The following is a 24,616-nucleotide window of genomic DNA, read 5'->3' as shown; positions in this document are numbered from 1 at the left end:
CCCCCTAAGACTCGGGTTCTATCTCTGTCTCCGCTGGTGGGGTGGGGGTAGGGGGAGTCGGCGATCGGGTCATCAGCCACCAGCCCACCAAGGCGATCAGCAGTGCTCCCCCAGACACCGCCAAGAGCCATCGGGGTATACCCTTAGGCCGCTTAGGGGTGCTGGCAGCAGCAGTGTCCTCTTGTCCCAGGCTTTCGCCATAGAGTTTGGCCCCGGTCGGGGACACCCGTTCCTCTCGGGGGTTATCGTCTAGGGGAGTAGCGTCAGCCCTACCCCCGATGGGTGTGACCAGCTTGTGCTGCATCAACACCACCGCTGTGTTGTCGTGGCCATTTTTCTGGTTAGCCAACTCAATCCATGAGGCCACCGCCGACTCCAGGGTGACAATATCCTTGATAATCAACCCGATGTAATTCGCCCAGGCATCCTCAATCCGGTAGTTGTCGCTGAGGCCATCACTACACAGCAGCAACAGACCCGTTTCATCCAGAATCAGGCGTTGGATGTGGGGGTGCAGGTGGCCCCCCCCCCGGGTGCCCAGGGCCTGGGTCAGGGCACCAGCATCGGTGCGTTGTTTGGCCAAGGGCCAGGTCTGGCGCCCAGCTAACACTTCCCGGCCAGCGATGTCATCATCGACCGTGAGTTGGTGGCAGTAGTCGGGGGTAATCCAGTAGGCTCGACTGTCTCCCACATGGGCCAGGTAAACCTCATTGACCCGGCCCCAACCCTCATCTGTTTGCACCCGTTGGGGAATAATCACCGCCATCACCAGGGTGGTGCCCATGCGCTGGCGACCCACTCGCCCTTGGTTGTCATTTTGAAAATTCAGCAGTTCGTTGACGATGCGAATTACCGCCTCCAACTGCTGGGTCACCACCTGGGGCGGCAACAGTTGAAATTCTTTTTGGGTTTCCGCCAGTAAAGACTGCAGCTGAATCTGTAAAGACTGGACCGCTAGCTGGCTAGCAACTTCGCCATCGTCATGGCCCCCTACCCCATCGCAGACAATGCCCACCTGCAACCGCTCGTCATCGCTCTCTAGCTCTAGGGCCGGACCATAGGGCCAGCAGGCATCTTCATTTCGGGGTTGAGTTGGCCCCTGGGTCAGTGCCCCCGCCAAGGCCAAGCGGCTGGAGACGGCGGCCCCCTGGGTCAGCAAGATTTGGTTGAGCTGGAGCCCGATGGTCTCTACCTCGACCCGGCCCTGATCGATGGCATCAAGCAACTGTCCTAGGGGTTCTGACACTGAAACATGAATGGGGGATAATAGCGATCGCCACCGTTGGGTCAATGCGGCTAATTCCGGCGGGTCTGGGTCAGCCACCAACTCTAGTAAGCGAATCCGCCACCCCTCTACCCGCACATTATTCGGGGTGAGTAGACTCGTGGCCACCCCATAGGCCTCTAGAATCGGCCACAGCTCCCACATTTGCCAGATCCAGTTGATCTGCCGCAGGGGTGATGCGTTAAACAGCCCAGTCTCAAGGGTGGGGTAGAGTTCTCCCCCCTGGGGATGAATAGGCGCATTCTCTAACAACAAAATAGGCGTGGTGATGGCCTGCTCCAACACCCCATAGAGACCTGGCACGTGCAGGCGGTGGTGGTGTAGCGTTAAGTAAGGGGTCGCTACCGGGGGTAAGCTATCGGGGGTATCGGGCCGTTGTTCGGGTCGGGTATCCAGCCATACCCGGGGGGCCACGACCCGATAACGCTGGCTCACCAATTCATCTAGGGGTAAGGTGTCCAGGCCCTCTCCCACGGCCCATAGGTAAGGCTTCATGCGAGATGGCAGACGCTCAACACGGTTCATAGGCCAAAGCCAGCATTTCTTAAGACAACGTCATCAGGCCCCGCAAGGGCTGACCCTAAAGATAGATTAATCCTAGAGGATATTGGTGATTTCAGCGGGCAACATAGAGAAAGTCTGTGCCCCGCCGTCCTTTCAGCCCGCTTCCATCTCATTTTTCCTATGAACTATCCCCTATTTTGGGTAATTTTGGGTGCTGTGTTCTGTCTGATGGAACTCTTTCTACCCACTGGCTTTGTGGAGTCCACCCTGGGGCTCAGTGCCTTTGTGGTGGCCCTAGTGGCGTTGGTGGTCCCCTGGTTCGGCCTGCAAATTGCCCTCTGGGTAGTGCTATCGCTAATCTTCATCTTTCTGTTGCGCCGGTTTATGCCTAAGCGCACCCCCAGCATTTTGCTCGATTCCACCGAAGCCCGTACCCTCACTGCCATTCCCCCAGGTCAGGCCGGGCGGGTGCTCTATGAGGGCAACTCCTGGTCAGCTCGCTGCGATGATGAAGCGCTGCTGATTCCGGCCGATCAGCCAGTGGTGGTGGTCAGCCGCAAGGGCAATACCTTGTATGTGATGCCGGAAAGCGCCTTGAGGATGTGAAGTAACCAGTAGGGATAGAACGCCTAGATATCCTGTCTTAATCATTGATGACCCACAATCTAAGGAACTCAAACTATGGGTGGTTTAGTTAGTTTTCTGATTATTTTATTTTTTGGCGGCTCCATTGCCGCTAGCTCTGTCAAAATCATCAACCAAAGCGACGAAGCCCTGGTGGAAACCCTGGGGAAATACAACGGCAAGAAGTTGACCCCGGGCCTCAACTTCTTGATTCCCTTCCTAGACAAGGTGGTCTATCGACAGACCATTCGAGAGCGGGTGCTGGATGTGCCCCCCCAACAGTGTATTACCCGCGACAACGTGTCCATCAGCGTCGATGCGGTAGTGTACTGGCGGATTGTGGATATGGAAAAGGCCTACTACAAGGTGGAAAACCTGCAGGCGGCCATGGTCAACCTGGTACTGACCCAAATTCGCGCCGAGATGGGTCAGCTAGAGCTAGATCAAACCTTTACCGCCCGTTCTGAGATTAACGAAATTCTGCTGCGGGAACTGGATATTTCCACTGATCCCTGGGGGGTGAAGGTGACCCGGGTGGAATTGCGGGATATTGTGCCCTCGAAGGCGGTGCAAGACTCGATGGAACTGCAAATGGCGGCTGAGCGCAAAAAGCGGGCCGCCGTGTTGACCTCAGAAGGGGAGCGGGAATCGGCTGTAAACTCTGCCCGAGGCAAGGCTGAGTCGGCTGTCTTAGATGCAGAAGCCCGCCAAAAAGCCGCTATTTTAGACGCAGAAGCCCAGCAAAAAGCCATCGTCATGAAGGCCCAAGCCTTTCGCCAAGAACAAATCTTGCAGGCCCAGGCCACGGCTGAGGCGATGCAGATTATTGCTAAAACCATGACCGAGGATCCTGGTACTCGGGAAGCACTGCAATTTTTAATTGCTCAACACTATATGGAGATGGGCCTCAAAATTGGCAGTAGCGATAGTAGCAAAGTGATGTTTATGGATCCCCGCAGCATCCCTGCCACCCTAGAAGGCATGCGGTCGATTGTCGGTGATAGCGAGTCTCTAGCGGGGTAGACTGGTTCCCAGTAGCGTAAGGATGGGCTGTCCCGCGATTAGCCCCAGGGAGCCATGACAACAGCCAGGACCAGCCGGGAGTTACGACTGTTACCGATTGTGGTCGGTAGTTTGGGCGGTACCCTGCTGCTGCTAAATCGGCTGTTGACCCCAGCCCTGACCGAATCCCAGGCCCGATCGGATGTGATCGGGGTGATCCTCAGCGCGCTGCTGATTTTGACTGGCTTGCTCTGGCAGCGGGTGCAGCCGATTCCGCCCGAGGCGGTCGTGTTAACGGGGGAAGAGGGGTTTGATTTGGCCGAGGATTTACCCGAAGCGGTCAAAACTGAGCTAGCCTGGGCCTCCCATTTACTGCTAACCAATACGGTGACGCGATCGCTGGTGGTGTATTACCAGGGTCGCGTCTTGCTGCGACGGGGGGTATTAGGCCCCAAAGCCACCGTCACCCCTGGCCCGATCCTGAAGCGGGTATTGGAGACGGGCAAGGCGGTGTATCTGGTCAAGCTGGCCATCTATCCCGGCCGGGTGGAATTTGACTATCTGCCAGACAATACCCAGGGGGTGATTTGCCAACCCCTGGGGGACGCCGGGGCGCTGATTCTAGCCGCCAATGCCCCCCGCAGCTATACCAAACAGGATGAAGCCTGGGTGGCCGGGTTGGCTGACAAACTGGCTTACAGCCTCAGTCAAGGGGTTGGCCAGCCAGCCGTGACTCCTCCAGCCAGCCCCCCTGGGGAATAATCTCTAACCCCCTGTCCCCTGTCCCCTGTCCCCCTCAATACAACTCATACTTCATCCACTGACAGGGCAGCGACCCGTTGTATACGGGGATGCGCTGGGCTGACTTGAGGCCAATGTGCTGAGCCAGGGCCTTGTTGCCACTGAGCACAAAGGCGGTCCAGCCCTTGAATCGCTGTTTGAGCACCTCCCCCAAGAGGTGATAAAACTGGCCTAAATCCTCCCCCTGGCCCAGGCGCTCGCCGTAGGGCGGGTTGCAGAGAATCACACCGTTGTCAGCCGGGGCCACCAACTCCGACAGCTCCTGCTCAAAAAACTCGATCTGGCCCTCCAGGCCACAGCGTTGGGCGTTGTCGCTGGCTTGTTGAATAACGTCGGGGTCGCGATCGCAGCCCCAAATGATTGTCTCTAGGTCTGGTTTACGGCTGGCTTTGGCGTCCTGAATCTGCTGTTGCCAGAGGGGGGCATCAAAATCGGGCCAGGTTTCAAACCCAAATTGCTCCCTCAAGAGTCCAGGGGCAATATTCAGGGCCTTGAGGCTGGCTTCTAGGGGCAAGGTGCCAGAGCCGCAGAGGGGGTCGATTAGGGGCATATCCCCCGACCAGCCAGACCAGGTGACCAGGGCAGCAGCCAGGGACTCTTTGAGAGGGGCAGCGCCCACCGCATGCCGATAGCCCCGGCGGTGCAAGCTATGGCCAGAGCTGTCTAGGCTAATCATGGCGCGATCGCCCCGGATGTGGACATTGACCCGCACATCCGGGTGTTGACTATCAATGTCAGATCGCTCCCCCCAGTGTTGCCGTTGCTGATCGACAATCGCATTTTTGACCTGCAAAGCCGTGAAGTGGCTATGGTTAAGGCGACGATTTTTACCGGTGGCATCCACCGCCAGGGTGTGATCGGGGGGTAGGTGGGGCCGCCAGTCGATTTGCTGCACCGTCTGATAGAGGTCGTCTGCATCCCCACAGGGACCCGTAGCCAGCCGCACCAGTAGCCGAAACCCCAGCCTCGACCACAGATTCACCCGGTACAGCAACGCCCGATTGCCCTCAAAGGCAACGCCGCAAAACTCTGGGGTAATGGCCTCAGCGCCCAGGCTCGCCAATTCGGTGGCGGCCAGGGGCTCTAGCCCTCGGGCGACGGTCAAAAAGTACTCTGCCATAACGATTCCTAAAACAAGGCCAGCAAGGGGTTGAGCCGCCTAGACCAAACTCATACTTGACTAGCGATTTACCATTTTGTTAAGACCCCTTGGCTGAGTACGACACTTGTGAAAAGCTAGGCTATTCTAGTTTTAGTTTGGTCCATACTCTAACCGTTCGCTTGACCACTGTTGTCAGCGATATCCTTTATATCGAATTCTTGGAGGATCGACTTATTTCTAAGACTCAACTGGTAAACCGGCAAATTCGCGCACCTCAGGTGCTGCTGATTGATCATGAGAATCAAAACCGGGGGCTCATTGATACTCGCGATGCGCTTAAGCTAGCTGAGGATGAAGGGCTCGATTTGGTGGTGGTCTCGAACGGCAAAGATGCTCCTGTTGCCAAAATTCTGGACTACGGTAAGCTTCAGTATCAACAGAGTAAGCGACAAAAGCAAAGCTCTAAGCCTTCCCTCAAGGAGGTCAAGCTGCGGCCTAATGTGGGCGAGTCTGACTACCAATTGCGGATCAAGCGGGCGACAGAGTGGCTGTCGAAGGGAGATTCCGTCAAGTTTTTAGTGCGGTTGCGGGGGCGGGAACACCAACACCGCGATCGGGCTGGAGAGCTACTGGATCGGATTGTGCAGGATATCGGCGAGGCTGGCAAGGTGCAGGCTCTAGATAAGCGGGCTTTGGTGCTGATGCTGACCCCAGCATAGGTCGATCGATCATTCCTGATACCTGGCACCCAGAACCTGACACTATCAGCAACGGGTTCCTCTACCTTCATGAGCCAGGGAATAAGCGACTGGGCTTAGTCTACAGTGATCGTGGGCTGAGTCCAGTTTCACTCATCTTGATGTCACTTATCTTGATGGAGATGGCCATGTCAGCAGCTCGGCCATCTGCCGACCAATATTAACTGGGTCAAAGGGCTTGGTGATCACACCAGCTACCCCCAGTTTGGCAAAGCGATCGCGATCGCTAGGTAGCACCTTGGCGGTTAGCAATATCACCGGAATTGGTTGGGTTTGGGGGGTTTGTTGTAGCCTCTCAAACACTTCGACCCCGTCCATATCGGGCATCGAAATATCTAGCAAAATAGCATCCCAATGGCCCTGCTGAGCCTTTTCCAGCCCTTGGCCGCCAGAGGCCGCCCCTTCGGCATCCCAGCCGCTAAACGCCTCTATGGACAGGCAAACGATTTCTCGAATATCGAGCTCATCGTCAATCACGAGAATACGCTTAGTCATAATTCCTCAGCCCTAGGTGGGTGCATGGGCAACGCGATGTAAAGCGAATTGGGGCCAAAACATGGCTTGCGGCTGACGTATACAGGCTAGCGGCTGGCGCAAGTGATTGCGCTCCAACCGGCTAAGGACCCGCGTCACCAACTCAGGACCAATGATTGGCTTACCAATTAGGTCGTCACCCCCCACCTCAAACACCTGGTGGATGGTCACGGTGTCGGGGTGAGCTGCCATCATCAAAATCGGTAAGTGGCCGAAGCGAGGATCTTGCCGTACTACCCGACATAAATCCGTCCCACTGAAGGTGGGCATTTCCATCGACAGCAGCAGCAGATTCGGTTGAGTTTGGTGCAGTGCTGTCCAAAACTGGGTGGGGTGATTGAGTTCGACCACCTCTAGACCCCAGGGGGTTAGTAAGTTGGTGACTGCGGCACAGGTCATCGGGTCATTGTCGACCACCATGACCTGTGACTGGGAGATAGGGCAAGAGGACGGCAACAACGGCTCAAGGCTGTCTAGTACTTGGGCCGCCGTGGCAGGTGTCACTAGGTAGCGATCGCCACCTAGACGTGCCACCTGCACCCGCTCCGCCAGACAGTCGTTGCTACTCAGCACCAGGACTGGTATTTCAGGATCACGTTGCTTGATGGTGCGCAGGAACCCAAAGGCTTCCCCAGCGGGCACAGAGCCATGCAAATCTATGACGATGGCGTCGATGGGTACCCTTGCCATCACCTGATCGAGGCCATCCAGATTATCCAGGGCTGTAACTTGCCAATGCTGGTTAGGGGCGCTCTGGCCTAATTGCTCGACTAAGGATGGGGCAACGGCCAGGGTAACCAGTTGATGTGCAGCCCCCGTCCCAGTTAAGGGTTCAGCCCTGGTTAGCGACTGGGGAGGGGCTGCCAGAGTCTGCTTGAGCTTCAGCAGAGTCGCTGACAAAGCGTCGATGGCTGAGGAATCCAAAGGCTGGTTCTGCTGCAGCAGCTGTTCGATGCGCCTGGCCAACATTGAGCCAGTGTTGTAGCCAAACGTGCCTAGCCCCCCTGCTAAACGATGGGCTTCTTCACAGGCGATGGTTTGCTGTTGCGGATTGAGAACACCCGCCTGCAAGACTCGTATGGCGTCCTCGACCACCATTAGCCGCTGCCGAATTGAAGCCTGAAATCGCGCCGCAATGGCCTTAAGCTCACCGATCTGAGCCACGGTATTTGAGGGATCTGCCCCCTGGTGGATATCCTCTGGGGCGGCTGGGGAGGGGGCATGGCTGACTGGGGTGGAGCCGTCAGGCTGGGACGAAGAGCTGGGTTGAGGCGTGGCAGGCAAGTCCTTTAGTCGATATCCCAGCCCATATACGGTTTGAATCACAGACTCGGTCATTCCACTGCGTTTAAGCTGATTGCGTAAGTCTTTGACCAGGTTGGTCACCGCGCCCTCGGTGGGGGAATCGTCAAGGGTCCAGAGGTGATCTAAGATGGTGCTGCGGCTAAGCACCTGCTGAGGATGGCGCAAAAAGAGCTCTAGTAAACTGTATTCCTTCGGTGTGACCGGCACGGTGCGTCCTTGGTAGGTCACCTCGGCTAGGGCGGGGTCTAAGCACAAGTCCCCCCAAACCAGAGAAGGAACTCCTTGGCCTCTGTCTCCCCGACGGAGCAACGCACGAATCCGGGCTAAGACCTGGGATACCTCGAAGGGCTTGGTGACATAGTCGTCGGCCCCAGCGTCTAGGCCAGTGATGATGCTGTCTTCACTCCCATAAGCCGTCAAGATCAAAATGGGGGTGGTAATGCCTTGATTCCGGAGTTTGCGGCAGAGACTAATGCCGTCTAGGCGGGGAATTTGCACATCCAACACCATTAGATCATAGGTGAGCAGAGTGGCTAATTCTAGGCCCGTAACGCCATCAGCGGCTTGCTCAATGGTGTATCGTGCTGCTGTCAAATGATAGGCCAGCAGGTCACGGGTTGGTCGATCATCCTCAACAAGCAAGACTTTCATAGCAATGCCAAGTAGGCAAAACGTCGGGGTATATCCTGCCATCCCAGGGTTGGGGGATGCCTCTTATGCAGGCAGAGTTAGTTTAGATAGAACCAGTTCAGGCAGAACCAGAAGCATATCGCTCTGAATAATAAACGTCAGAATAGTAAATATTGTGCATATTAATGGTTTTGTTGTGATTTAGTCTAAACCCTATCGTCACCTGAGCCCAGATTTTGGCTAGTTTCCGAAATCCGGGCCAGGGCCGATCGCACCGCCTGCTGCTGGTCTCGCAGGGTAATCCAGCGGTGATAGGTACGGGTGTGAATGGCGACCGAGTGGCCCATCATCCGGGCAGCTACGGTGTCGGGCAGACCAAAGTGAATGGTGCGCACCGCCCAGGCATGGCGCAGATCATAGGGGGAAAAGGGGATTTGGTAACGCCGAAATTGGGTTGTGACCTGCTGGCCAATCCGCTGTAAGGTGGTTTGCTTCAGGTCAATGTTGATCGCCGGGAGGACAGTCTGGCGGAGGTTAAATTGCTCTACCCAGTCTGGGTAAAAGGGCCAGACGTCGTGCAACCCTGTCTTGGTGGTTTCTAGGACAGTAATACGGGCTTCGGGATCGCCGCTGGTGAGGGGGGTGCGATCGCAAAAAAACACCTCGTGATTCCGCAGACCATAGGTGGCCATTAACCCATACACATAGCGCCAGCCAGGGTTAGGAATGCGATCGTACCAGGCCACAATGTCCTGCTCAGAGGGAAGTTGGCGGCGCTGGGCTTGACGACTCCCGTAGCGGCCCCAGAGGCTATCCAGGTCGGGGGGCAGATCAATCTGGTGGTAAGCCGCAAAGGCTTTGAGGGCGGTACACCCCACCTGGCGACTGCGGGAGTGGAGCGGATAACTTTCTAGGGTGGCGATGATGGCCTCCGCCAACGACTGGTTAGGGGACTGGGCCGCCTGGGCCGTCAGCTTGTTGAGATAAGGGGCATAGGCCTTGGCCCAGGTGGTTTTGCAAGAGGCCAAAGCCGCCGTGTCGGGACCGGCCTGGGCGATCATCGCCGCCTGAAACTGGGCAATGCGTTCGGCTAAGCTGGCTCCCTCGGGCTTTGGTGTTTGGCTAGGGGCGAGGTAGTCAGACCAGTCAAACCGACGCTCAATCAGGCGGGCGGCAATGATTTTCGCCTCTTGTTCAATTTGCTTTAGTCCCGGTTTAGTCGCAGGTAGCCCCAAGGGAATTCGTTGCTGGTGGCGGCGTTGCTTGGTGCTGCCAGGACGGGGGGGAAGGGTTCCTCTGAGGTTCAGGCGATCGCCTCGACGCTCCACCTGTAGCCCCAGTCGAGCGGCCTTTAAGCGATGGTTGAGCTTAGTAATCGCCACATCTAACGAGTCAAGCTGGCCCATAGGTCATGTCAGCGGTGGGAAACCATCCAGGGAACCTGTAGAATATATGAAATCACAGCTTTCAGCTTTATCACAGTTACGAGAGCGAACACGCTCAGACGTTTATAAACACGATAGTGCCATGGGTCGCGTTGGGGTCTTATTGCTTAATCTGGGGGGGCCAGAACAACTTGACGATGTTCGCCCCTTCCTGTTTAACCTGTTTTCTGATCCAGAAATTATTCGACTCCCATTCCCTTGGCTACAGCGGCCATTGGCTTGGCTAATTTCCAGTTCTCGAGCCAAGCAATCCCAAGAAAATTACCAGCAAATTGGTGGTGGCTCGCCGCTACGGCAAGTTACCGAGCAACAAGCAGAGGCGCTGCAAGCCGCCTTAGCCGCCAAGGGTACTGATGCCAATATTTACATTGGCATGCGCTATTGGTACCCCTTCACCGAAGAAGCAGTGGCCCAAATTAAGCGCGATGGCATTGAAAAATTAGTGGTGCTTCCCCTCTACCCGCAATTTTCTATCAGTACCAGTGGCTCTAGCTTTCGCTTACTAGAGCGACTGTGGATGGAAGATCCTTCTTTGCAACGGATTGTCTACACTGTGATTCCCTCCTGGTATGCCCGCCCAGGCTATACCGGGGCCGTGGCCGATCTAATTGCCCAAGAGTTAAACAAGCTAGATCGCCCTGATCAGGCCCATATCTTCTTTAGCGCCCATGGCGTCCCCGTGAGTTATGTGGAAGAAGCGGGGGATCCCTACCAGCGGGAGATTGAGCATTGTACTGAGTTGATCATGCGATCGCTGAATCGCCCTAACCCCCATACTCTGGCCTATCAAAGCCGGGTGGGTCCAGTGGAATGGCTTCAGCCCTACACCGAAGACGCCATCAAGGAACTGGCCCAGCAGGGGGTGCAAGACCTGGTGGTGGTGCCCATTAGCTTTGTTTCTGAGCACATTGAAACCCTGCAAGAAATTGATATCGAATATCGCGAAATTGCTGAACATGCCGGTATCGAAGGGTTTCATCGGGTGCCCGCCCTCAACACCCACCCCCAGTTCATCGCTGATATGGCCGAAATGGTGGTTGACGCCCTAGAGTCGCCCCGTAAGCTGTTTTCTGAAGTGGTGCAGCCTGACAAGAAGGTGAAGATCTATCCCCAAGAGCGATCGGCTTGGGGGCTTACTCCGGTGGCCGAAGTGTGGAATGGGCGATTGGCCATGGTGGGGTTCTTGGCCCTGCTGCTGGAACTGGTCAGTGGCAAAGGGCCACTGCATTTTGTTGGCATTCTGTAGCTGAGCAAGGCATAAGTCAACCATCAGCCCTGCGATCGGGGACCACCTCTGGTCCAATTGCGCCAGAGGTAAGAGGTGCGAATTACCAGCCAGAGCAGCAGCAAGGCAATGATGCCCCCAGCATTGGGGTCATCAAAGGCTAAGAAAGCCAACACAATACACAGACCATCCACCACAAAAAAAGCCCACAGGGGGGGACGTCGGGGACGATAAAAGAACCCTACCTGCAAGAGCTGAATCACCAGGGCCAATAGGGCGCTGATTAAGCCAAAAATCCAATGCAGCCATCCCTCCAGACCTACGGTGCGGGCCAAGGCAACACCAGCCAAGGCCCCTACCCCAGGGCTAAGCACGAGCTCGATACTTTGAAATAGCCGCTGGCTGTGGCGATCCTTCGACAACATCAACTCGGCCGCCGACCAACTGGCTAAGATTCCCAGCAGCAGAGCCGGTGGCAGGCGGGATAGTAAGGGCACATTGGCCCACAGCTGATTACCTGACATTAGTCCAATCAGCAGCAGGGGCAGGGCAATCCGTAACCCCGTGGCTGCCCCAATCGAAAGTACCGCTAGTAGCTCAGTGATGATCACAGGTAGCTAAGGGGTGCTGAGAGCGGTGGACAGGTAGTCAGCCGTTGCCTTTACCACCGCTACTGCATTTTCGTAGACCATGCGGGTAGGCCCCAGCACCCCTACAGTCCCCAGGGAGGTATCGTCTCGGGTGTAGTTAGATACGACTAAGGCACACCCCTGCATCGGCTCAATTGGGTTTTCAGAGCCAATCCACACCCGCACGTCAGAAGATTCAGGGGCCATGGCAGGCGCTTCAAACAACAATGGCCAAAGCTGGGATTGCTCCTCCTCCAACAGTCTGACGACCGCTTGAATCTGTTGAGACTCGGAAAATTCAGGCTGGCGCAGCACCTCTGAAAGGCCACTAATCACCAGCTGGGGGGCACTGGTCGGCCGCGATCGCCGGGCCAGATCCAGCAGGGCTTGGCATAGCATCTGGGCATAGTGCTGAAAGTCATCCCCTAATTCCCCCCAGTCTAGGGTAGCGACCTCTGCTAGGGGGCGACCCCGCAGGTGGTGGGTCAAAAAGTTAGATAAAATCTCCATCTCGCGGCCGCAAGGCCCCTCAAACAGGGGCTGGGCTGCCTCGGTGGGCAGTTGGATCACCACCGACTGGGTGGTCAAAGAATCGAGCAGCACAATCATTAGCAGCTGGCCACTGTCTACTTCCACCAACTGGACATGGCGAATCAGCACCGTATTGGCTTGGGGGACAGTCACCAAGGCCAGATAGCCACTCACCTGGGCCAGGATTTGAGTCGCCGATTTCAAGACCGCCTCTAGGCTCCAGCCCACCCAACTCAACCCCTCTGTCAGTAGTGTATCCACCCGCTGCCCCACCTGATTAGCCGGGGGCATCAGGCGATCGACATAAAGACGATAGCCAAAATCTGATGGCACCCGCCCCGCTGACGTGTGGGGCTGATACAGCAGGCCGTATTTTTCTAGCAGACCCATGGCATTGCGCACCGTTGCCGGACTAACCTTGAGGTTATATTCCTGGGCTAGCGATCGCGACGCCACCGGCTCGGCAGTGGCGATGTAGTGACGAATAGTAGCCTGTAGCACCTGCTGATGGCGGGCATTGAGTGGCGGGACAGATTCCATAACCAAAGGGCTCGACAAAACTCAATTAAGGCTTTGCCTTACCATAGCAGATGTGTCAGGGGCAGGAAGTAGGAAGCAGGTGCAAGGTGGGGAAGGTTCAAGGTGGGGAAGGTTCAAGGTACAAGGTGGGGAAGGTTCAAGGTACAAGGTGGGGAAGGTTCAAGGTACAAGGTGTAAGGTGTACGGCGAACCGTGAACCTTAGACCGTGAACCATGAACCATGAGCCTTAGACCGTGAACCATGAACCTTGGGCCCGATACCCAAACCCCGACCTATAGCCCTATCCTTCTTTGCTTTGGGTAAAAAACTCGCCCACCTTAAAGCTAGCGGTGTCTTCCAACTGTTTCAGGGTAGATCGGGTAATCAGCTTGCCCTGTTCCACTAGCACTTCTCCGGTAATCGGGTGGAGTAAGTCTTGGTCGGCCCGTCGCCCAATCAACGCTTCAATGTCCTGTAAGGAGTTGACGTACATCCCGGGTGGTAGTTCGACGACCACCCCTTCTCCCATCACCCGAGCCTGGCAGGCGAGCCGTGAGTTGGACTTACATGAGGTAATTACCTCTAAGGTGCGTTGTTCTCGGCGATTGATTGGGGTTAGTGACTCCATGCCCGACTGCACATAGATGTGACAGGTGGCGCACATGCCACGACCGCCACATTCCTTCAGCACGTCTAGCTCTTTGTTCAACAGAACCGAGAGCAGGTTGCCGTTGGTTTCTACCGACGTTTCTTGGGCAATGGGTTCAAGGCGGACAGTTTTAGCCATGGTGGGTAATGTCTACAGTCAGGAGGTTAAACATGATATCGCTGCGATCGCAGGGAGGGGCAATGACGATGGCCGTCTGAATCAACTATGGGGGGAACGCACCCAGGGCTAGGAAGGTGAATCTGGCGATCGCGGCGGTGGGGATAGCAGTAGCTGCTTTTCCTGGGGCGTCAGGGCCGTATCGCTCACCAGGCTATGGAAGTTGCGGATGGTTCGCCCTCCCCGCTGCAGAAATGCGCTCACCCATTCCCTGACCCACTGCTGCTGCTCTTCAGTCAGTGAGGTTGTACTGGCTTCAACCACTCGAAACGAACCATTGGGCTGCAACTCAAATTGGTCGAGCCAGGGATTCGCTGGGCGAGCCTGTTTCCAAGTATTGGCCACAATCACGTTGCCCAGGTATTGAGCGGCACTATGGCTCAGGTGGTTAAGTGCGACCACAGTATCTTCAAAGGTTATTGTTAGCGTACCCAATTCGGCCCTTTCAGCTCCAGGGGCGGGGGACGCAGGGGTGTTCTGAGATGGCCCGTTCAATGTGACACAGCCGGCAACCAGGCGAAAGGTGGGTACGACGTTGTGGGGCGCTTCCATCAGGGTCGCCTTCAGTTGGCTCACTGCCGAGCGATAGTCGGCCAAAGGCTGTGATTCAGCCATCAACACCAGGAGAATAACCCCCTGGTCAAGTTTGTAGATGTGGGCCAACTGATTGGTAAAGCGGAACGAGAATGTGTCGAAGTTGTCCGAGGTCGTGGATACGACCTGCTGAATCCCTTGGGCTAGAACATCTTGTTGGTGGGAGTTAAGACTGATATCTGGCCCAAAGAAGAAGGGGCGATTTCGGCCATCAATCAACGCCACCCCCGAGATGCCGGGTAGATTCAGGAAGTTCTGAATAACCTGACGTTTCATAAATCGTTGGGGTATTGTGCATTTTTTTTCTGTGAAGGTCCCGAACCAAGTAATCTAAGGATGGCAGACTTATCGAAAAGAATCGATAGATCTAAAATAGTGTCCTTGAACCTGGCGTCGAGACAAGAGCGGTGCCGCTGCTGTTGAGGGATTCCCCTCGACGGCTACCTGCCGCTGCTACTGTTATCTACTGGCGTTCCAGTATCACTTTACGTTAGGGTTAATGCCCATGGCTGACCTTCCTTTCACCCTTGATCAATTGCGTATCCTGAAAGCGATCGCTGCAGAAGGTAGTTTTAAGCGAGCCGCCGACAGTCTTTACGTGTCTCAACCAGCGGTCAGCCTCCAGGTGCAAAACCTTGAGCGTCAGCTGGATGTCCCCTTGTTTGACCGGGGTGGACGGCGAGCCCAGCTGACGGAAGCTGGGCATCTATTACTGAGCTACGGCGATCGCATTTTGAGCCTTTGCCAAGAAACCTGCCGGGCGATCGAGGATCTGCAAAATTTGCAGGGAGGTACCCTAATCATTGGCGCTAGCCAAACCACAGGGACATACTTGCTGCCTCGAATGATTGGCCTGTTTCGGCAGAAGTATGCCGATGTGGCTGTGCAACTCCATGTTCACTCCACCCGCAGGACCTCCTGGAGTGTGGCCAATGGCCAGGTGGATTTAGCGATTATTGGTGGTGAAGTTCCTCCTGAATTACAAGACTCTTTAGAAAGAGTGCCCTACGCGGAGGATGAACTCGCATTGATCATGCCGATTTATCATCCCTTGGCCAGTCACGACGTGATTCAGCGGGAAGATCTTTACAAACTTCACTTTATTGCCCTAGATTCCCAATCCACCATTCGCAAAGTAATTGACCAGGTGTTGACCCGCAGTGGGATTGAAACCCGCCGCCTGAAGATTGAAATGGAACTGAATTCCATCGAAGCGATTAAAACGGCGGTGCAGTCTGGTCTTGGGGTCGCTTTTGTATCTAACTCGGCGATCGAAAAGGAACTGCAAATGGGGGTACTCCATCGAGCCAAAATTGACTCTGTGGTTGTCCATCGCACTCTATCGGTGATCTTTAATCCCAACCGCTATCGCTCCAAGGCGGCGGCGGCGTTTACCAGCGAAATTCTGCCGCAGTTTACTAACCTGCCCCTTAACTTTCAGTCCGCTGGAGCCAACAAGGCCAGTTCCGAAAAGACTAGCCCCGACAAAAATGGCTCTAAACCCGCCTCACCGTCAGAGCCTTGCCCCAGCCCAACTCCCTAAGCATTGGCTGGTAGTAGTGGGTATCGGGTGTCGGGTATTGCCTCCTGGGAGGCCTGTACTGCTCGCGCAGCGACCCCAGGCGATGTCCTGAGTTGGTCGAAGCAGGGGTAACTTGTCGAAGTAGGCAGAGGTGGGTTACCAGGTGCCAGGTATCAGACATCGTTGGCTGACTTATGCTGCAGAGTACTAAGCCCCTCGAATGGATAGATCAGCGGGGTTGGGAATGGCAATCAGCCCATCTTTATAGGTTTGAATCAGCTGTTTTTGCCGCAACTTGCCCATCAATCGGGTTACCGTCACCCGGGTAGACCCGATGGCACTGCCAATTTGAGCGTGGGTCAGCGGCCAGGGTAGGTAGTAGCCTGACTCACAGGGCTCCCCAAATTCCTCAATCAGCAGGGTCAAGAATCCCAGCAGGCGATCGATGGTACGGCGTTGGCCCAGGGTACTAAGCCATAGCAGCTTACGCTGGTGTTGGTAGCGAAAGGCATCTAACACTTCCCGGCGAAAGTGGGGCCAATTGTCTAGATCATTCCAGTACAGCCAGATCACAATCGTTTGATCGACATGGGCAAAGCTTTGCAGGCTAAAGGGAGACTGGGCCACGATCTCAAAGGGTTGCCCAGATCCTACAAAGCCTAAAAACGCCTCCTCGTTGTTACCCAATGTGGCCGCAGATAGGGACTCGTAATCATTTCCTTCGGTTTCATCGTCATCTTCGCTGGGGCCCGCCCCCGCCTGAGCCGCCCCCACTAGGCGTACAGCACCCCGTTCTACCAGGTAAAGCAACCCTGGGCGGGTGGGAATGCGTTCATCTTTATTGAAGGTTCTGGAGCGATAATGCTCTTGGGCCCAGTCAGTAATACGTTGCCAGGTCAAAAATGGACGAGCATTGTCAGCACTGGTGGATAGCGGCATAAAGTTTAGACAGCGCAGGATATTACTAGAAATAACTTGGATCAAGTTCAGTAGTGACGATTTGCCTATAGGACGACTAAAGACCCAGATCTAATCGCCTATGGCACCTGAAGCCTTAGGCTTGGTGACTAACTTTGTAGCCAGGAACCCCATAACCAGAGACTTGGGGAGAGCTGTGAATGCCACTAAGCATCAGCATACGGTCTATCTCTAACCCCTAAAACCCTAGCTGCCCCCCCTTCCCAAAACTCCCAATCTAAGGTCCAGAACTCGAACCCCAATACCAGACCAACCACAAATGACAATAATGACCAGAGTAAAAGTGACCAGAGTAAAAGATTAGCAGGAACATTCTCATACTAATACACCTCAAAAGTATTTAAGAATAACGATGGGCTACCGAACATTGCAGGGGATTTTACAGGCCCGGTTGGGGGCGATCGCGATTCAGCACCTAGGCATTCTGGAGATATCGGAGCCAACGCTCCTAAACAACCACGCCGGGGAACCATCCCGGTTAACCGCTTGGGACCTGTGCCTGGGCCGCAACCCCGATCCCATTTGCTATGGCTCGGCCCTTGCCCTGAGGCTAACTCCGGCCCCAGCCGCCGCTACTTTGGCCAACACCCTGGCTAGGGACTGGAATCACCTATCGGAGGTAGGTGATTCTGGGGCGATGGCGATGAGACCGGAGTTGGATGAACGGGGGGATGCGATCGCCTGGCAGACCCAAGCCCAAAGTTTATCCACTGGACAGATCCTCTTAACCCCCACCGCCCAAGCCCTCAGTCTGTGGTTGTGGGAGGTGGTTCACTCCCCCCGCCCCAGGGATACCCCAGAGGTCAGCCCCCTTTGGCCAGGGTTCATAGGAGACTCGCAGGTCGCCCAGCGGTTAGGCCTATCTCCCCTGGCATTTGTGCAATATGCCTATTGTCAGTGTTACCGACTGGCGGGCCTAGGGGAAGACAACCTCCTCCTACCCGATCGCTTTGTGGCGTCTACCCCGCTAGAACAAGAGATACTTTGGGCCTTAATTCGGCTGATCGATCGGTTTGATTCCCCAGACCCCACAGCCTGTTTTGAGGCCGGTTATCACCTGTCCGCCCGAGTCGAGCACTGGTTCGGGAAACTCGACCCTCTGCCATGGAGGTCAGCTGATTCAGCTCGCCCACCCACGGTTCTATTGCTGAGAGGCATTGTCTGCGGATTAGAACACCTGCTGGTAGGTTTGCTCAGCCATGCCGCCCCCACCAGCCTTTAAGGGTTACCCTGGCTGCTCTCCAGCCTAATGATCCTGAACTCTGACCCCTAACCGACTCGACCTATAAGAAAAACTGTTGGGTTAACCCTATAAAAAGGGGTGACAACCTCATGGTCATTGCCTATAATTTGGATGTGTGAGGAGCGAACCAGAAGAGATGCCGAGACGAAACACGGCCAGTCGTCGGCATCTCTTTTGTTTTGTTAGCTATTTTGCCAAGTTTTGAACCAAATCAAATCAGCGACCTACTCCCCCATGTCGAAAAGGTTCAGAAAGGTAGGGTTGATCATAGCGATGGGGAACGCAGGTCAATAACCAGCCGCCCAGGGTCCTTTAGCTCAAGTACGCGAAACGGAACCTGCTCAGCGGTACCTAAGGCCCACGATACTCCACCATGGTGGTCGCAGGTTTCAACCATTTCTTGCAGCACCGCCAAGTTAGGTCTCAGTTCGGTGTCGTCAACAGTTTTCCGGCGTTCCCCATCAATATCCTCAAATGCCGAGGCCGGGGCAAAACTGACTTTGAGTACCTGATCACCTGCCGTGTCCATATCAAAGCCGGAACCGCAGGCCTGGGCTGGACGATCGAGATAGTCCACTCGATAGGCAGGTCTGCGATCGCGAAATTCAAACACAACCCGTTCATAGCCATCATGCTCGGCTACTCGCACCTCTTCTAAGATCCCCGAGTCGGCCCTTTCCAGGTCATCCATCTGATCGATAGTCGTCGTTGTACCCTCAAAGGGTGGCTCGGTTTGACCGCTAGGATCATTGGTGTCATTGAGCGACGCCTCTGTACAACCCATACTCAGTAGCAGGGGCAAGCCCAGTAGCAGCCTGGGATTTAGTTGGCGTAGATGAAAAAGCATAGGTACATCGCTATAGCAGTGTCTTTTGACTGCAATAGCGATCCAAAATTCAACAGTTATGTTGTTAACTTATCAAGTTAGAACCATCGCCTGCAACGCTGGCTGGGAGCTGAGGGGATGGGTTGGTGCTCGATCGCTGGACTATCTTGGCCTTAGGAAAAATTGGTCCTCACTGGGAAAACGGCGGCCTAGCCCTGGAGGTTGGGGCCTAACACCATGGTCTTAAGAACATCGACGACGGCTTGGGGTTGTTCAATCATGGCCATATGGCCACAGTTATCTAGCTCAAACACCGTTTTGCTACCGGATTCTGTGGCGGCTAGATAGCCCGCCAGGTGATAGACAAAGGTTGGCCCCATCACCTGATCTTGGCGACCGGTGATAAAGTACACAGGCTGGGTCAAGCTAGAGACAATTCGAGGTAATAGGTGTACTTCTGCCTCGGTGGTAGATTCGAGCAGGCTACCTAGGGCCGCTGCAGGATGGGCACAGAGCATGTCGCGACAGCGCTGCCATCCCCAATGATAAGGTAGAGGCTTGGCCACCATCATCCGAGTTAGTAGCAGCGGTAACACCGGCACCCGGCCCAGCCAGGGCGATCGCCAGCGCACAATCTGCTGCCCAGCCCGGCGAAACTGTTGGAAGTCTCGCTCGATATAAATGCCTCCTCCGGAGTTGAGGCAAATCACCCCCTGTACCAACTCGGGATAGCAATAGGCCGTCCAGAGGGCAATGCTGCCCCCCAACGAATGGCCCACAAGCCACACAGGTCCTAGATTTAGCTGTTTCAACAGGGCTGCCAGGTCCCGAGCATAGGCCGCTAAACCATAGGGAGAATCAGATGCCCCTATGGCTTCAGCTTTGGGGGGCAAGCCAGGTTCGTAGCGATCGAGATGATATCGGGACTCGCCAAACCCGCGCAGATCATACGCCAGGCAAGGATAACAACCCACTAGTTGGTGCATAACCGGTTGCCAGTAGCTGTGGCTCAACAGCCAACCGTGGATAAATACAAAGGGAGCATCCGTGCCCTCGGTAGTGAATTGGTAGTGGTGAGGAACACCAAAAATTGTGGTTGTGGCCATAGGTTGATCCTACTGCAAACCCTGGCCCAATCAAGTAATCAGCTCAATGCTCATCCCTTAAGCCATGAGGCGGTAGCGAATGCCCTCGGCAATCTTTTGGCCTAGGTAATCGGGAATTAAGCTTTCGTTCGGACCCAGCAGGTACAAAATTAACCGGGTGCGGCCTCGCCACACCAGCAAATTGGCATTCACCACCAAGAGATCCTCCTGCCAAATGGCGTACATCACCTTATAGAACAAACCAGGTTGGTTATCCGCCTCGATCAGGAGGGCTGGCAGATGAAAGACTGGATCCACATAAAACTCAGTTTCTACCCGCTCTAGTCCCGCATCCAGGTTAAACTCTACTGTCAGCATTTCCTCGACTTCGAAGTGTCCCGCCAGGGTTTCACGAATGGCTCGACAGACATTGTCAGCGGTTGGTCCGAGTAGGGCCTGCCGGCTGCGCGACACCACCAGCTTCATAAAAACCAGCATGGGCGAATAAATCTGCCCGTATAGACTCAGGTTATGGATAGTTAGCCCATAGGCCGCTAACACCCCAAAGATATCGCTCAACAAAAAAGACTGGTTGCGGTAGGCAAAGTACAAGGCGCTCTTGCTGCCATCGGGTTTGATGTCGATAACGGCAGTTTTTTGCTTATACAACTGGTAAGCCAGCCTCAAATTCTGGAGCTGGATCTCGCTGCTGACAAACTGCTCATAAAACTGGGGAAACGCCCGGTTAAAGCGCTTGAGTAACTCAACCGTGGAGGGGTTTAAGCCAGCGGCCATCGTTGAAAAGGGGAACTCCATTGAGGTAAAGCTAGCATCTGAAACCCCAGAAACTGATAGGTTGAGTCACAGGGCAAGACGACCATCCCGTCTGTGGATTCTAGGGTTACATCTGTGACTTGGTTGCCGCCGCCGATGAACTAGGCGCCACGCCGGGTTAAGCGGCTCCATCGTACAACGTTTAGACCTACAGTGAACCTGATTAGACTAGTATAAGTGCGACTTCAGGGGTAGTCCTGGTTGAATTTGCCCAGATGTTAGGGACTAGGCCGTAGAACCAGAGCCAGAGGATATACTAAAAAACGTGGTTGTCCTTGCTGACAGTTGTCTTCGTTCGTTATAGAGCAGTGCCTACATGGGTTTTTGGAAGAGTCTTTTTGTAGGATCCGATGGCGCGTCATCGGGGAATTTAGGGCCGTCGGGTACCGTTCTAGAGGCGATGCGAGAGCGCGACGAGGGCAGCGCGATTATTTTTAGCACGAATCGTGACATCGACCTATACGAGCTCGAAGAACTGTGTAATGCGGTAGGTTGGGCCAGGCGCCCGATTCGCAAGGTGCGCAAGGCCATTCAGCATAGCTATCTGGTGGTGTCAATGTGGGAACAGCGAGGGGCACGGCAACGGTTGATTGGCTTTTCGCGGGCCACCTCGGATCATGCCTTTAACGCCACGATTTGGGATGTGGTGGTGCATCCAGACTTTCAAGGGCGAGGGCTGGGGAAGGAGCTGATGCGACAGCTGATCAAGAAACTGCGCAGTGAAGATATTAGCAATGTCACCCTGTTTGCCGATCCCCAGGTGGTGGAGTTTTATAAGCAGCTGGGATTTATGCCCGACCCTGAAGGCATCAAAGGTATGTTCTGGTACCCGGACTAGTACAGACCCACCCCGCCCTCCGGGCACCCCTCCGTGGGAGGGGATGAAAGGTCCTGATGTGTTGAAGCAACCTCCCTGAAGATAAAAGGGCTTTGCAAAGCGCTTACCCTAATTTTTAGTCTTGACAGACCACTAGTCCAGAAGGCAAAGCGGTCTTTGATGTTTACTCTGTCAACCCCTAAAGCCCGCAGTTGAGCCGCTAAGCGCTCAGCCCGCTGTCGCTCCTGGTCTGCCTGCTCCTGGGCGGTTGGGACCCAACTGCCATCGTCTTGGTACCAGCGCAACTAGATCCCTTGGGTATCCTGGTATTGGCCTGGCCACACTCCAAGGCCCAACCCTTCCGGATCCTCACTGGGCAAGTCGTACATTGTCGGCAAAGTTTCTGAGGCGGGCTGGGGATAGTCGCGGTAAGCCATGGAAGTGCCTTAGGGACTGTTAGCCCTAGTTTACTCAACTTGGCTGTAAATCAGAGCCAGAGAAAAGAGATCGTCTGGCTAGAAACCCGGTTTCTACTCTGTCATACCAAATCCGGTTAACAAAACCCCGAAACGAGTTAGGGCTTTGACAAGCTCAGCCTGAGCGGCACAGGGTTTGATTCGGGGTTATACAACTAGGATTTATATCACCCGCTCAACGTGTGAGCCCGTCAGTGAAGAAGCCGGGTTTCTGGGACAGTGGGATAGTAGGGCAGGAACTTAAATAAAGGCAAAGCCTAGAGATGTCGTGAGTTACACCCCTAGGCTCGTGTCATATTTGGGTTAAGTTTAAGCTGACCTGGTAACTACCCCTAGCGCTGCCGATTTTCCAAGATATTCTGCACTTCTTCGCTGGGGGTGTAACTGTAGCCCCACACACTCTGATCTGAGTCGTCGAGAATCTGGGGTGTCAGTAACACAACTAACTCTCGCCGCTGATTATCTGTGACCGTGCTGCGGAAAAGCGCCCCCAGAATGGGGATGTCGCCCAAAATGGGCACCTTGGTGACAGTAGAGCGCTCTGTCTCTTGAATAATGCCCGACAACAGCAGGGTCTGTCCATCTCGCACCCGCACCTGTCCAGAGCTGAGCTGCCGCTCAGACAGCAGAAAGAATGTCTCTCCTGCCACCGTAAAGGTATCGGTAGGTGCGGAAATACTCGGTGCTACAGACAGGGAAACGAAGCCGTTATCATCAATCCGATCGACATTGACTTGCAGAATTAAGCCAGCTGGGCTAATTTCAACTTCTTGAGTGGTTTCAGAAATGCCATTCGTAATCGTGGTCGTTTCTTCGACTTTGGTGACCACGTCCTGGGTGAGCTGAACGGTGGCGTTTTGTCCCTCCTGCACAATCAGGGTGGGGTCGGTAATGATCTTGCCGCTACCGCTTTGGACGGTGGCTAGCAACTGGAACAAGAAATTGCTAGCTGTTAAATTAGTCCCAGGCCCCCCCAAAGTTCTGGGCCCGATAGGGGTTGCACCCGGTACAGTAGGTGGATTTGGGGTGGATGGAACACCAGGGTTACCTATACCAGGGGTGCCGAGGTTGATTACCCCTAGACCACCGGTACTCGTGATACCAAAATTACCCGTCTGGAACGAGAAGCTGGTGCCAAAGGCATCTAGAGCGTTCAGGTCAATGTCAATCACTCTGACATTGATGGCCACCTGACGACGGCGGATATCCAGGCGGGTCAGTTGTTCGGTGGCGATCGCCACCAACTCCCCTCGACCCACCAGAGTCACCGAGTTCGTGCGCTCATCGGCCACAACCTGTAGGCCCCGCAAAATTGCCCGACTATCTTCATAGTCCACCCGTTGGGTTTCAATCTGGTCCACCGTAGTGGTTTGGGTTTCGGTCAGGGGCGGAGTCCCCTCAGCCACTTCAACGGCGGTGACATTGGTGACTAAACGCTCGCGGCTGACCGCACTCTCAGCCCCTAGGGCGACTAGGAAGTTGGCGGCAACCGTGGCATCCACCTGGTTTAAACGCAGAGTGCGAGTGTTAATAGTCTGAGCTGACACCGGCAGGGCTTGACCCACATAGATACTGCGACCCACCCGGTTAGCCTGTAAGCCCGAAACCCGCAAAACGTGGTTAAACACGTCTTGCACCGACTCGTTCTCAATGTCGAGGCTAATGGTGGGGCCATCGCCATTAGCGGCAGCACCATTGTCTGTGGCCGGGGTAAAGACCAGATTTAGCCCAGCGGAACGGGCCAATAGCGACAGTACCTCTCGGGCTGAGGCATCCCGCAGCAGCAGCCGAGGAATGCGCTCGTTGCTGCCCAGATCAATACTGCCAAAGGTGGGTACGGCCTCCGCTACGGCAATATCACCCACCGGTGGAGCCACGGCCCGGGGGAGGAAGGGGGGAGCTTGCTGGGGCCGGGGCTGGGGTACTGGCTGACCATCGATGGTCACCTCGGGGTCTGGCACTAAAATATCTGGGTTGGCCTGGGCTGGGGGCGTGGCCGGTGTGGCGTCAGCCGGGGGCGTCGCCTGGGCGGTGGCCGGGGGCGCCTCGGGGGCAGGTACGGTCTCTAGCTCAGTGGGTACGGGGGTCGGTTGCTGGGCGGCTTGACCATCGCTGCGAACCGACACCACCACCTGATTACCCGAAGACGAGACCGACCCAGTCGGGGCTTGACCATTGCCGTTGATGGTTACCCTGACACTGTTGGCGTCTAGGGGGACCACAGATACTTCGGCAATGCCAGGGGCTGGGTTGGCCTGGCTGAACCCATTGCCATCGGGCAGGTTGAGCTGGGCACGGGTGATGTCAGCCCGTAGGGTATTGCCCTGGCTGACGGTGAAAACATTACTGGCATCGCCACCCCTGGTATCTAGGACTAGCTCTAGGCCAGCATCGGTGGGGTTGACCCGAACGCCAGTAATGCTGGTTACAGAGGCAACTCCAGGCTCAGCGGCTAGGGCGATTAGGGCACCGCCTAGTAGTAGGGGATTCAGGTTCAATACACGGTTCACGGTTCACTCC

22 protein-coding genes are annotated in these 24,616 nt (G+C 55.3%); 8 read left to right on the top strand and 14 right to left on the bottom strand.

The window, feature by feature from the left end; translation table 11 throughout:
- Nucleotides 1-4 precede the first annotated feature (4 nt).
- Nucleotides 5-1,810, bottom strand: coding sequence for a protein phosphatase 2C domain-containing protein (locus tag E1H13_RS02910; RefSeq protein ID WP_169611904.1), 1,806 nt, complete (start codon nt 1,808-1,810; stop codon nt 5-7).
- A gap of 159 nt (nt 1,811-1,969) precedes the next feature.
- Between E1H13_RS02910 and E1H13_RS02905 the strand changes: the two genes are divergently transcribed.
- The 3 genes from E1H13_RS02905 (at nt 1,970) to E1H13_RS02895 (ending at nt 4,177) form a co-directional block, all read left to right on the top strand.
- A complete protein-coding gene (locus E1H13_RS02905; RefSeq protein WP_169611903.1) occupies nt 1,970-2,395 on the top strand; it encodes an NfeD family protein in 426 nt (141 codons plus the stop codon).
- Nucleotides 2,396-2,470: 75 nt separating this feature from the next.
- Nucleotides 2,471-3,436, top strand: coding sequence for an SPFH domain-containing protein (locus E1H13_RS02900; protein ID WP_169611902.1), 966 nt, complete (start codon nt 2,471-2,473; stop codon nt 3,434-3,436).
- A gap of 54 nt (nt 3,437-3,490) precedes the next feature.
- Nucleotides 3,491-4,177 (top strand): cofactor assembly of complex C subunit B, encoded by a 687-nt coding sequence (locus E1H13_RS02895; RefSeq protein WP_169611901.1) that lies wholly within the window; start codon nt 3,491-3,493, stop codon nt 4,175-4,177.
- A gap of 34 nt (nt 4,178-4,211) precedes the next feature.
- Here E1H13_RS02895 and E1H13_RS02890 read toward each other — a convergent pair whose 3' ends face one another.
- Complete coding sequence (locus E1H13_RS02890) at nt 4,212-5,336, bottom strand: THUMP domain-containing protein (RefSeq protein WP_169611900.1); 1,125 nt, start codon at nt 5,334-5,336, stop codon at nt 4,212-4,214.
- A 161-nt stretch (nt 5,337-5,497) separates the two neighbouring features.
- Between E1H13_RS02890 and infC the strand changes: the two genes are divergently transcribed.
- Entirely contained in the window at nt 5,498-6,037 is a 540-nt protein-coding gene (gene infC / locus E1H13_RS02885; protein ID WP_240966373.1) for a translation initiation factor IF-3, read from the top strand.
- Nucleotides 6,038-6,184: 147 nt separating this feature from the next.
- Here infC and E1H13_RS02880 read toward each other — a convergent pair whose 3' ends face one another.
- The 3 genes from E1H13_RS02880 to E1H13_RS02870 form a co-directional block, all read right to left on the bottom strand.
- Nucleotides 6,185-6,571, bottom strand: coding sequence for a response regulator (locus E1H13_RS02880; protein ID WP_169611899.1), 387 nt, complete (start codon nt 6,569-6,571; stop codon nt 6,185-6,187).
- A gap of 12 nt (nt 6,572-6,583) precedes the next feature.
- Nucleotides 6,584-8,566, bottom strand: a complete 1,983-nt coding sequence (locus E1H13_RS02875) for a response regulator (RefSeq protein ID WP_169611898.1) — start codon at nt 8,564-8,566, stop codon at nt 6,584-6,586.
- Nucleotides 8,567-8,751: 185 nt separating this feature from the next.
- Nucleotides 8,752-9,951 (bottom strand): site-specific integrase, encoded by a 1,200-nt coding sequence (locus E1H13_RS02870; RefSeq protein ID WP_169611897.1) that lies wholly within the window; start codon nt 9,949-9,951, stop codon nt 8,752-8,754.
- Nucleotides 9,952-10,072: 121 nt separating this feature from the next.
- Between E1H13_RS02870 and hemH the strand changes: the two genes are divergently transcribed.
- Nucleotides 10,073-11,236 (top strand): ferrochelatase, encoded by a 1,164-nt coding sequence (hemH, locus tag E1H13_RS02865; RefSeq protein ID WP_169611896.1) that lies wholly within the window; start codon nt 10,073-10,075, stop codon nt 11,234-11,236.
- Nucleotides 11,237-11,259: 23 nt separating this feature from the next.
- Here the strand turns inward: hemH and E1H13_RS02860 are convergent, their stop codons facing one another.
- From E1H13_RS02860 to E1H13_RS02845, 4 genes are all read right to left on the bottom strand, one after another.
- Nucleotides 11,260-11,826: a DUF4126 domain-containing protein gene (locus E1H13_RS02860; protein WP_169611895.1), complete on the bottom strand. Its 567-nt coding sequence runs from the start codon at nt 11,824-11,826 to the stop codon at nt 11,260-11,262.
- Nucleotides 11,827-11,832: 6 nt separating this feature from the next.
- On the bottom strand, nt 11,833-12,915 hold the full coding sequence (hrcA, locus tag E1H13_RS02855; RefSeq protein ID WP_169611894.1) for a heat-inducible transcriptional repressor HrcA: 1,083 nt from the start codon (nt 12,913-12,915) through the stop codon (nt 11,833-11,835).
- A 281-nt stretch (nt 12,916-13,196) separates the two neighbouring features.
- Nucleotides 13,197-13,682, bottom strand: coding sequence for a 2Fe-2S iron-sulfur cluster-binding protein (locus tag E1H13_RS02850; protein WP_169611893.1), 486 nt, complete (start codon nt 13,680-13,682; stop codon nt 13,197-13,199).
- Nucleotides 13,683-13,790: 108 nt separating this feature from the next.
- A complete protein-coding gene (locus E1H13_RS02845; protein WP_169611892.1) occupies nt 13,791-14,591 on the bottom strand; it encodes a hypothetical protein in 801 nt (266 codons plus the stop codon).
- A gap of 229 nt (nt 14,592-14,820) precedes the next feature.
- Between E1H13_RS02845 and E1H13_RS02840 the strand changes: the two genes are divergently transcribed.
- The gene (locus E1H13_RS02840; protein ID WP_169611891.1) at nt 14,821-15,858 is read left to right on the top strand and encodes a LysR family transcriptional regulator; all 1,038 of its coding nucleotides are present in this window, start codon (nt 14,821-14,823) and stop codon (nt 15,856-15,858) included.
- Nucleotides 15,859-16,044: 186 nt separating this feature from the next.
- Here the strand turns inward: E1H13_RS02840 and E1H13_RS02835 are convergent, their stop codons facing one another.
- Nucleotides 16,045-16,776 carry a Crp/Fnr family transcriptional regulator gene (locus E1H13_RS02835; RefSeq protein ID WP_169611890.1) on the bottom strand — a complete coding sequence of 244 codons (732 nt, stop codon included), beginning with the start codon at nt 16,774-16,776 and terminating at the stop codon, nt 16,045-16,047.
- Between the two features lie 391 nt (nt 16,777-17,167).
- On the opposite strand from E1H13_RS02835, the gene E1H13_RS02830 reads away from it, so the two are divergent.
- The gene (locus tag E1H13_RS02830) at nt 17,168-18,037 is read left to right on the top strand and encodes a hypothetical protein (RefSeq protein WP_169611889.1); all 870 of its coding nucleotides are present in this window, start codon (nt 17,168-17,170) and stop codon (nt 18,035-18,037) included.
- A gap of 286 nt (nt 18,038-18,323) precedes the next feature.
- On the opposite strand, the gene E1H13_RS02825 is transcribed toward E1H13_RS02830, so the two are convergent.
- The 3 genes from E1H13_RS02825 to E1H13_RS02815 all read right to left on the bottom strand — a co-directional run bounded on the left by E1H13_RS02825 (nt 18,324) and on the right by E1H13_RS02815 (nt 20,764).
- Nucleotides 18,324-18,905 carry a hypothetical protein gene (locus tag E1H13_RS02825; RefSeq protein ID WP_169611888.1) on the bottom strand — a complete coding sequence of 194 codons (582 nt, stop codon included), beginning with the start codon at nt 18,903-18,905 and terminating at the stop codon, nt 18,324-18,326.
- Nucleotides 18,906-19,093: 188 nt separating this feature from the next.
- Complete coding sequence (locus tag E1H13_RS02820; protein ID WP_169611887.1) at nt 19,094-19,990, bottom strand: alpha/beta hydrolase; 897 nt, start codon at nt 19,988-19,990, stop codon at nt 19,094-19,096.
- Between the two features lie 57 nt (nt 19,991-20,047).
- Nucleotides 20,048-20,764, bottom strand: coding sequence for a hypothetical protein (locus E1H13_RS02815; RefSeq protein ID WP_169611886.1), 717 nt, complete (start codon nt 20,762-20,764; stop codon nt 20,048-20,050).
- A 355-nt stretch (nt 20,765-21,119) separates the two neighbouring features.
- On the opposite strand from E1H13_RS02815, the gene E1H13_RS02810 reads away from it, so the two are divergent.
- Complete coding sequence (locus tag E1H13_RS02810) at nt 21,120-21,641, top strand: GNAT family N-acetyltransferase (protein ID WP_169611885.1); 522 nt, start codon at nt 21,120-21,122, stop codon at nt 21,639-21,641.
- A gap of 787 nt (nt 21,642-22,428) precedes the next feature.
- Here E1H13_RS02810 and E1H13_RS02805 read toward each other — a convergent pair.
- Nucleotides 22,429-24,606 carry a type IV pilus secretin family protein gene (locus E1H13_RS02805; RefSeq protein WP_169611884.1) on the bottom strand — a complete coding sequence of 726 codons (2,178 nt, stop codon included), beginning with the start codon at nt 24,604-24,606 and terminating at the stop codon, nt 22,429-22,431.
- Between the last annotated feature and the right edge of the window lie 10 nt (nt 24,607-24,616).

The sequence above is a fragment of the Nodosilinea sp. P-1105 genome (genome assembly GCF_012911975.1).
Taxonomy (GTDB): Bacteria; Cyanobacteriota; Cyanobacteriia; order Phormidesmidales; family Phormidesmidaceae; genus Nodosilinea.
The sequence above is the reverse complement of the archived record's forward strand: the minus strand, read 5'-3'. Positions and strand labels throughout refer to the sequence as shown.

Bases quoted from the DNA above. Each gene is read 5' to 3' on its own strand.
- E1H13_RS02910 (WP_169611904.1), bottom strand. From the start codon at position 1,810: ATGAACCGTGTTGAGCGTCTGCCATCTCGCATGAAGCCTTACCTATGG.
- E1H13_RS02905 (WP_169611903.1), top strand. From the start codon at position 1,970: ATGAACTATCCCCTATTTTGGGTAATTTTGGGTGCTGTGTTCTGTCTG.
- E1H13_RS02900 (WP_169611902.1), top strand. From the start codon at position 2,471: ATGGGTGGTTTAGTTAGTTTTCTGATTATTTTATTTTTTGGCGGCTCC.
- E1H13_RS02895 (WP_169611901.1), top strand. From the start codon at position 3,491: ATGACAACAGCCAGGACCAGCCGGGAGTTACGACTGTTACCGATTGTG.
- E1H13_RS02890 (WP_169611900.1), bottom strand. From the start codon at position 5,336: ATGGCAGAGTACTTTTTGACCGTCGCCCGAGGGCTAGAGCCCCTGGCC.
- E1H13_RS02880 (WP_169611899.1), bottom strand. From the start codon at position 6,571: ATGACTAAGCGTATTCTCGTGATTGACGATGAGCTCGATATTCGAGAA.
- E1H13_RS02875 (WP_169611898.1), bottom strand. From the start codon at position 8,566: ATGAAAGTCTTGCTTGTTGAGGATGATCGACCAACCCGTGACCTGCTG.
- E1H13_RS02870 (WP_169611897.1), bottom strand. From the start codon at position 9,951: ATGGGCCAGCTTGACTCGTTAGATGTGGCGATTACTAAGCTCAACCAT.
- hemH (WP_169611896.1), top strand. From the start codon at position 10,073: ATGGGTCGCGTTGGGGTCTTATTGCTTAATCTGGGGGGGCCAGAACAA.
- hrcA (WP_169611894.1), bottom strand. From the start codon at position 12,915: ATGGAATCTGTCCCGCCACTCAATGCCCGCCATCAGCAGGTGCTACAG.
- E1H13_RS02850 (WP_169611893.1), bottom strand. From the start codon at position 13,682: ATGGCTAAAACTGTCCGCCTTGAACCCATTGCCCAAGAAACGTCGGTA.
- E1H13_RS02845 (WP_169611892.1), bottom strand. From the start codon at position 14,591: ATGAAACGTCAGGTTATTCAGAACTTCCTGAATCTACCCGGCATCTCG.
- E1H13_RS02840 (WP_169611891.1), top strand. From the start codon at position 14,821: ATGGCTGACCTTCCTTTCACCCTTGATCAATTGCGTATCCTGAAAGCG.
- E1H13_RS02835 (WP_169611890.1), bottom strand. From the start codon at position 16,776: ATGCCGCTATCCACCAGTGCTGACAATGCTCGTCCATTTTTGACCTGG.
- E1H13_RS02830 (WP_169611889.1), top strand. From the start codon at position 17,168: ATGGGCTACCGAACATTGCAGGGGATTTTACAGGCCCGGTTGGGGGCG.
- E1H13_RS02825 (WP_169611888.1), bottom strand. From the start codon at position 18,905: ATGCTTTTTCATCTACGCCAACTAAATCCCAGGCTGCTACTGGGCTTG.
- E1H13_RS02820 (WP_169611887.1), bottom strand. From the start codon at position 19,990: ATGGCCACAACCACAATTTTTGGTGTTCCTCACCACTACCAATTCACT.
- E1H13_RS02815 (WP_169611886.1), bottom strand. From the start codon at position 20,764: ATGGCCGCTGGCTTAAACCCCTCCACGGTTGAGTTACTCAAGCGCTTT.
- E1H13_RS02810 (WP_169611885.1), top strand. From the start codon at position 21,120: ATGGGTTTTTGGAAGAGTCTTTTTGTAGGATCCGATGGCGCGTCATCG.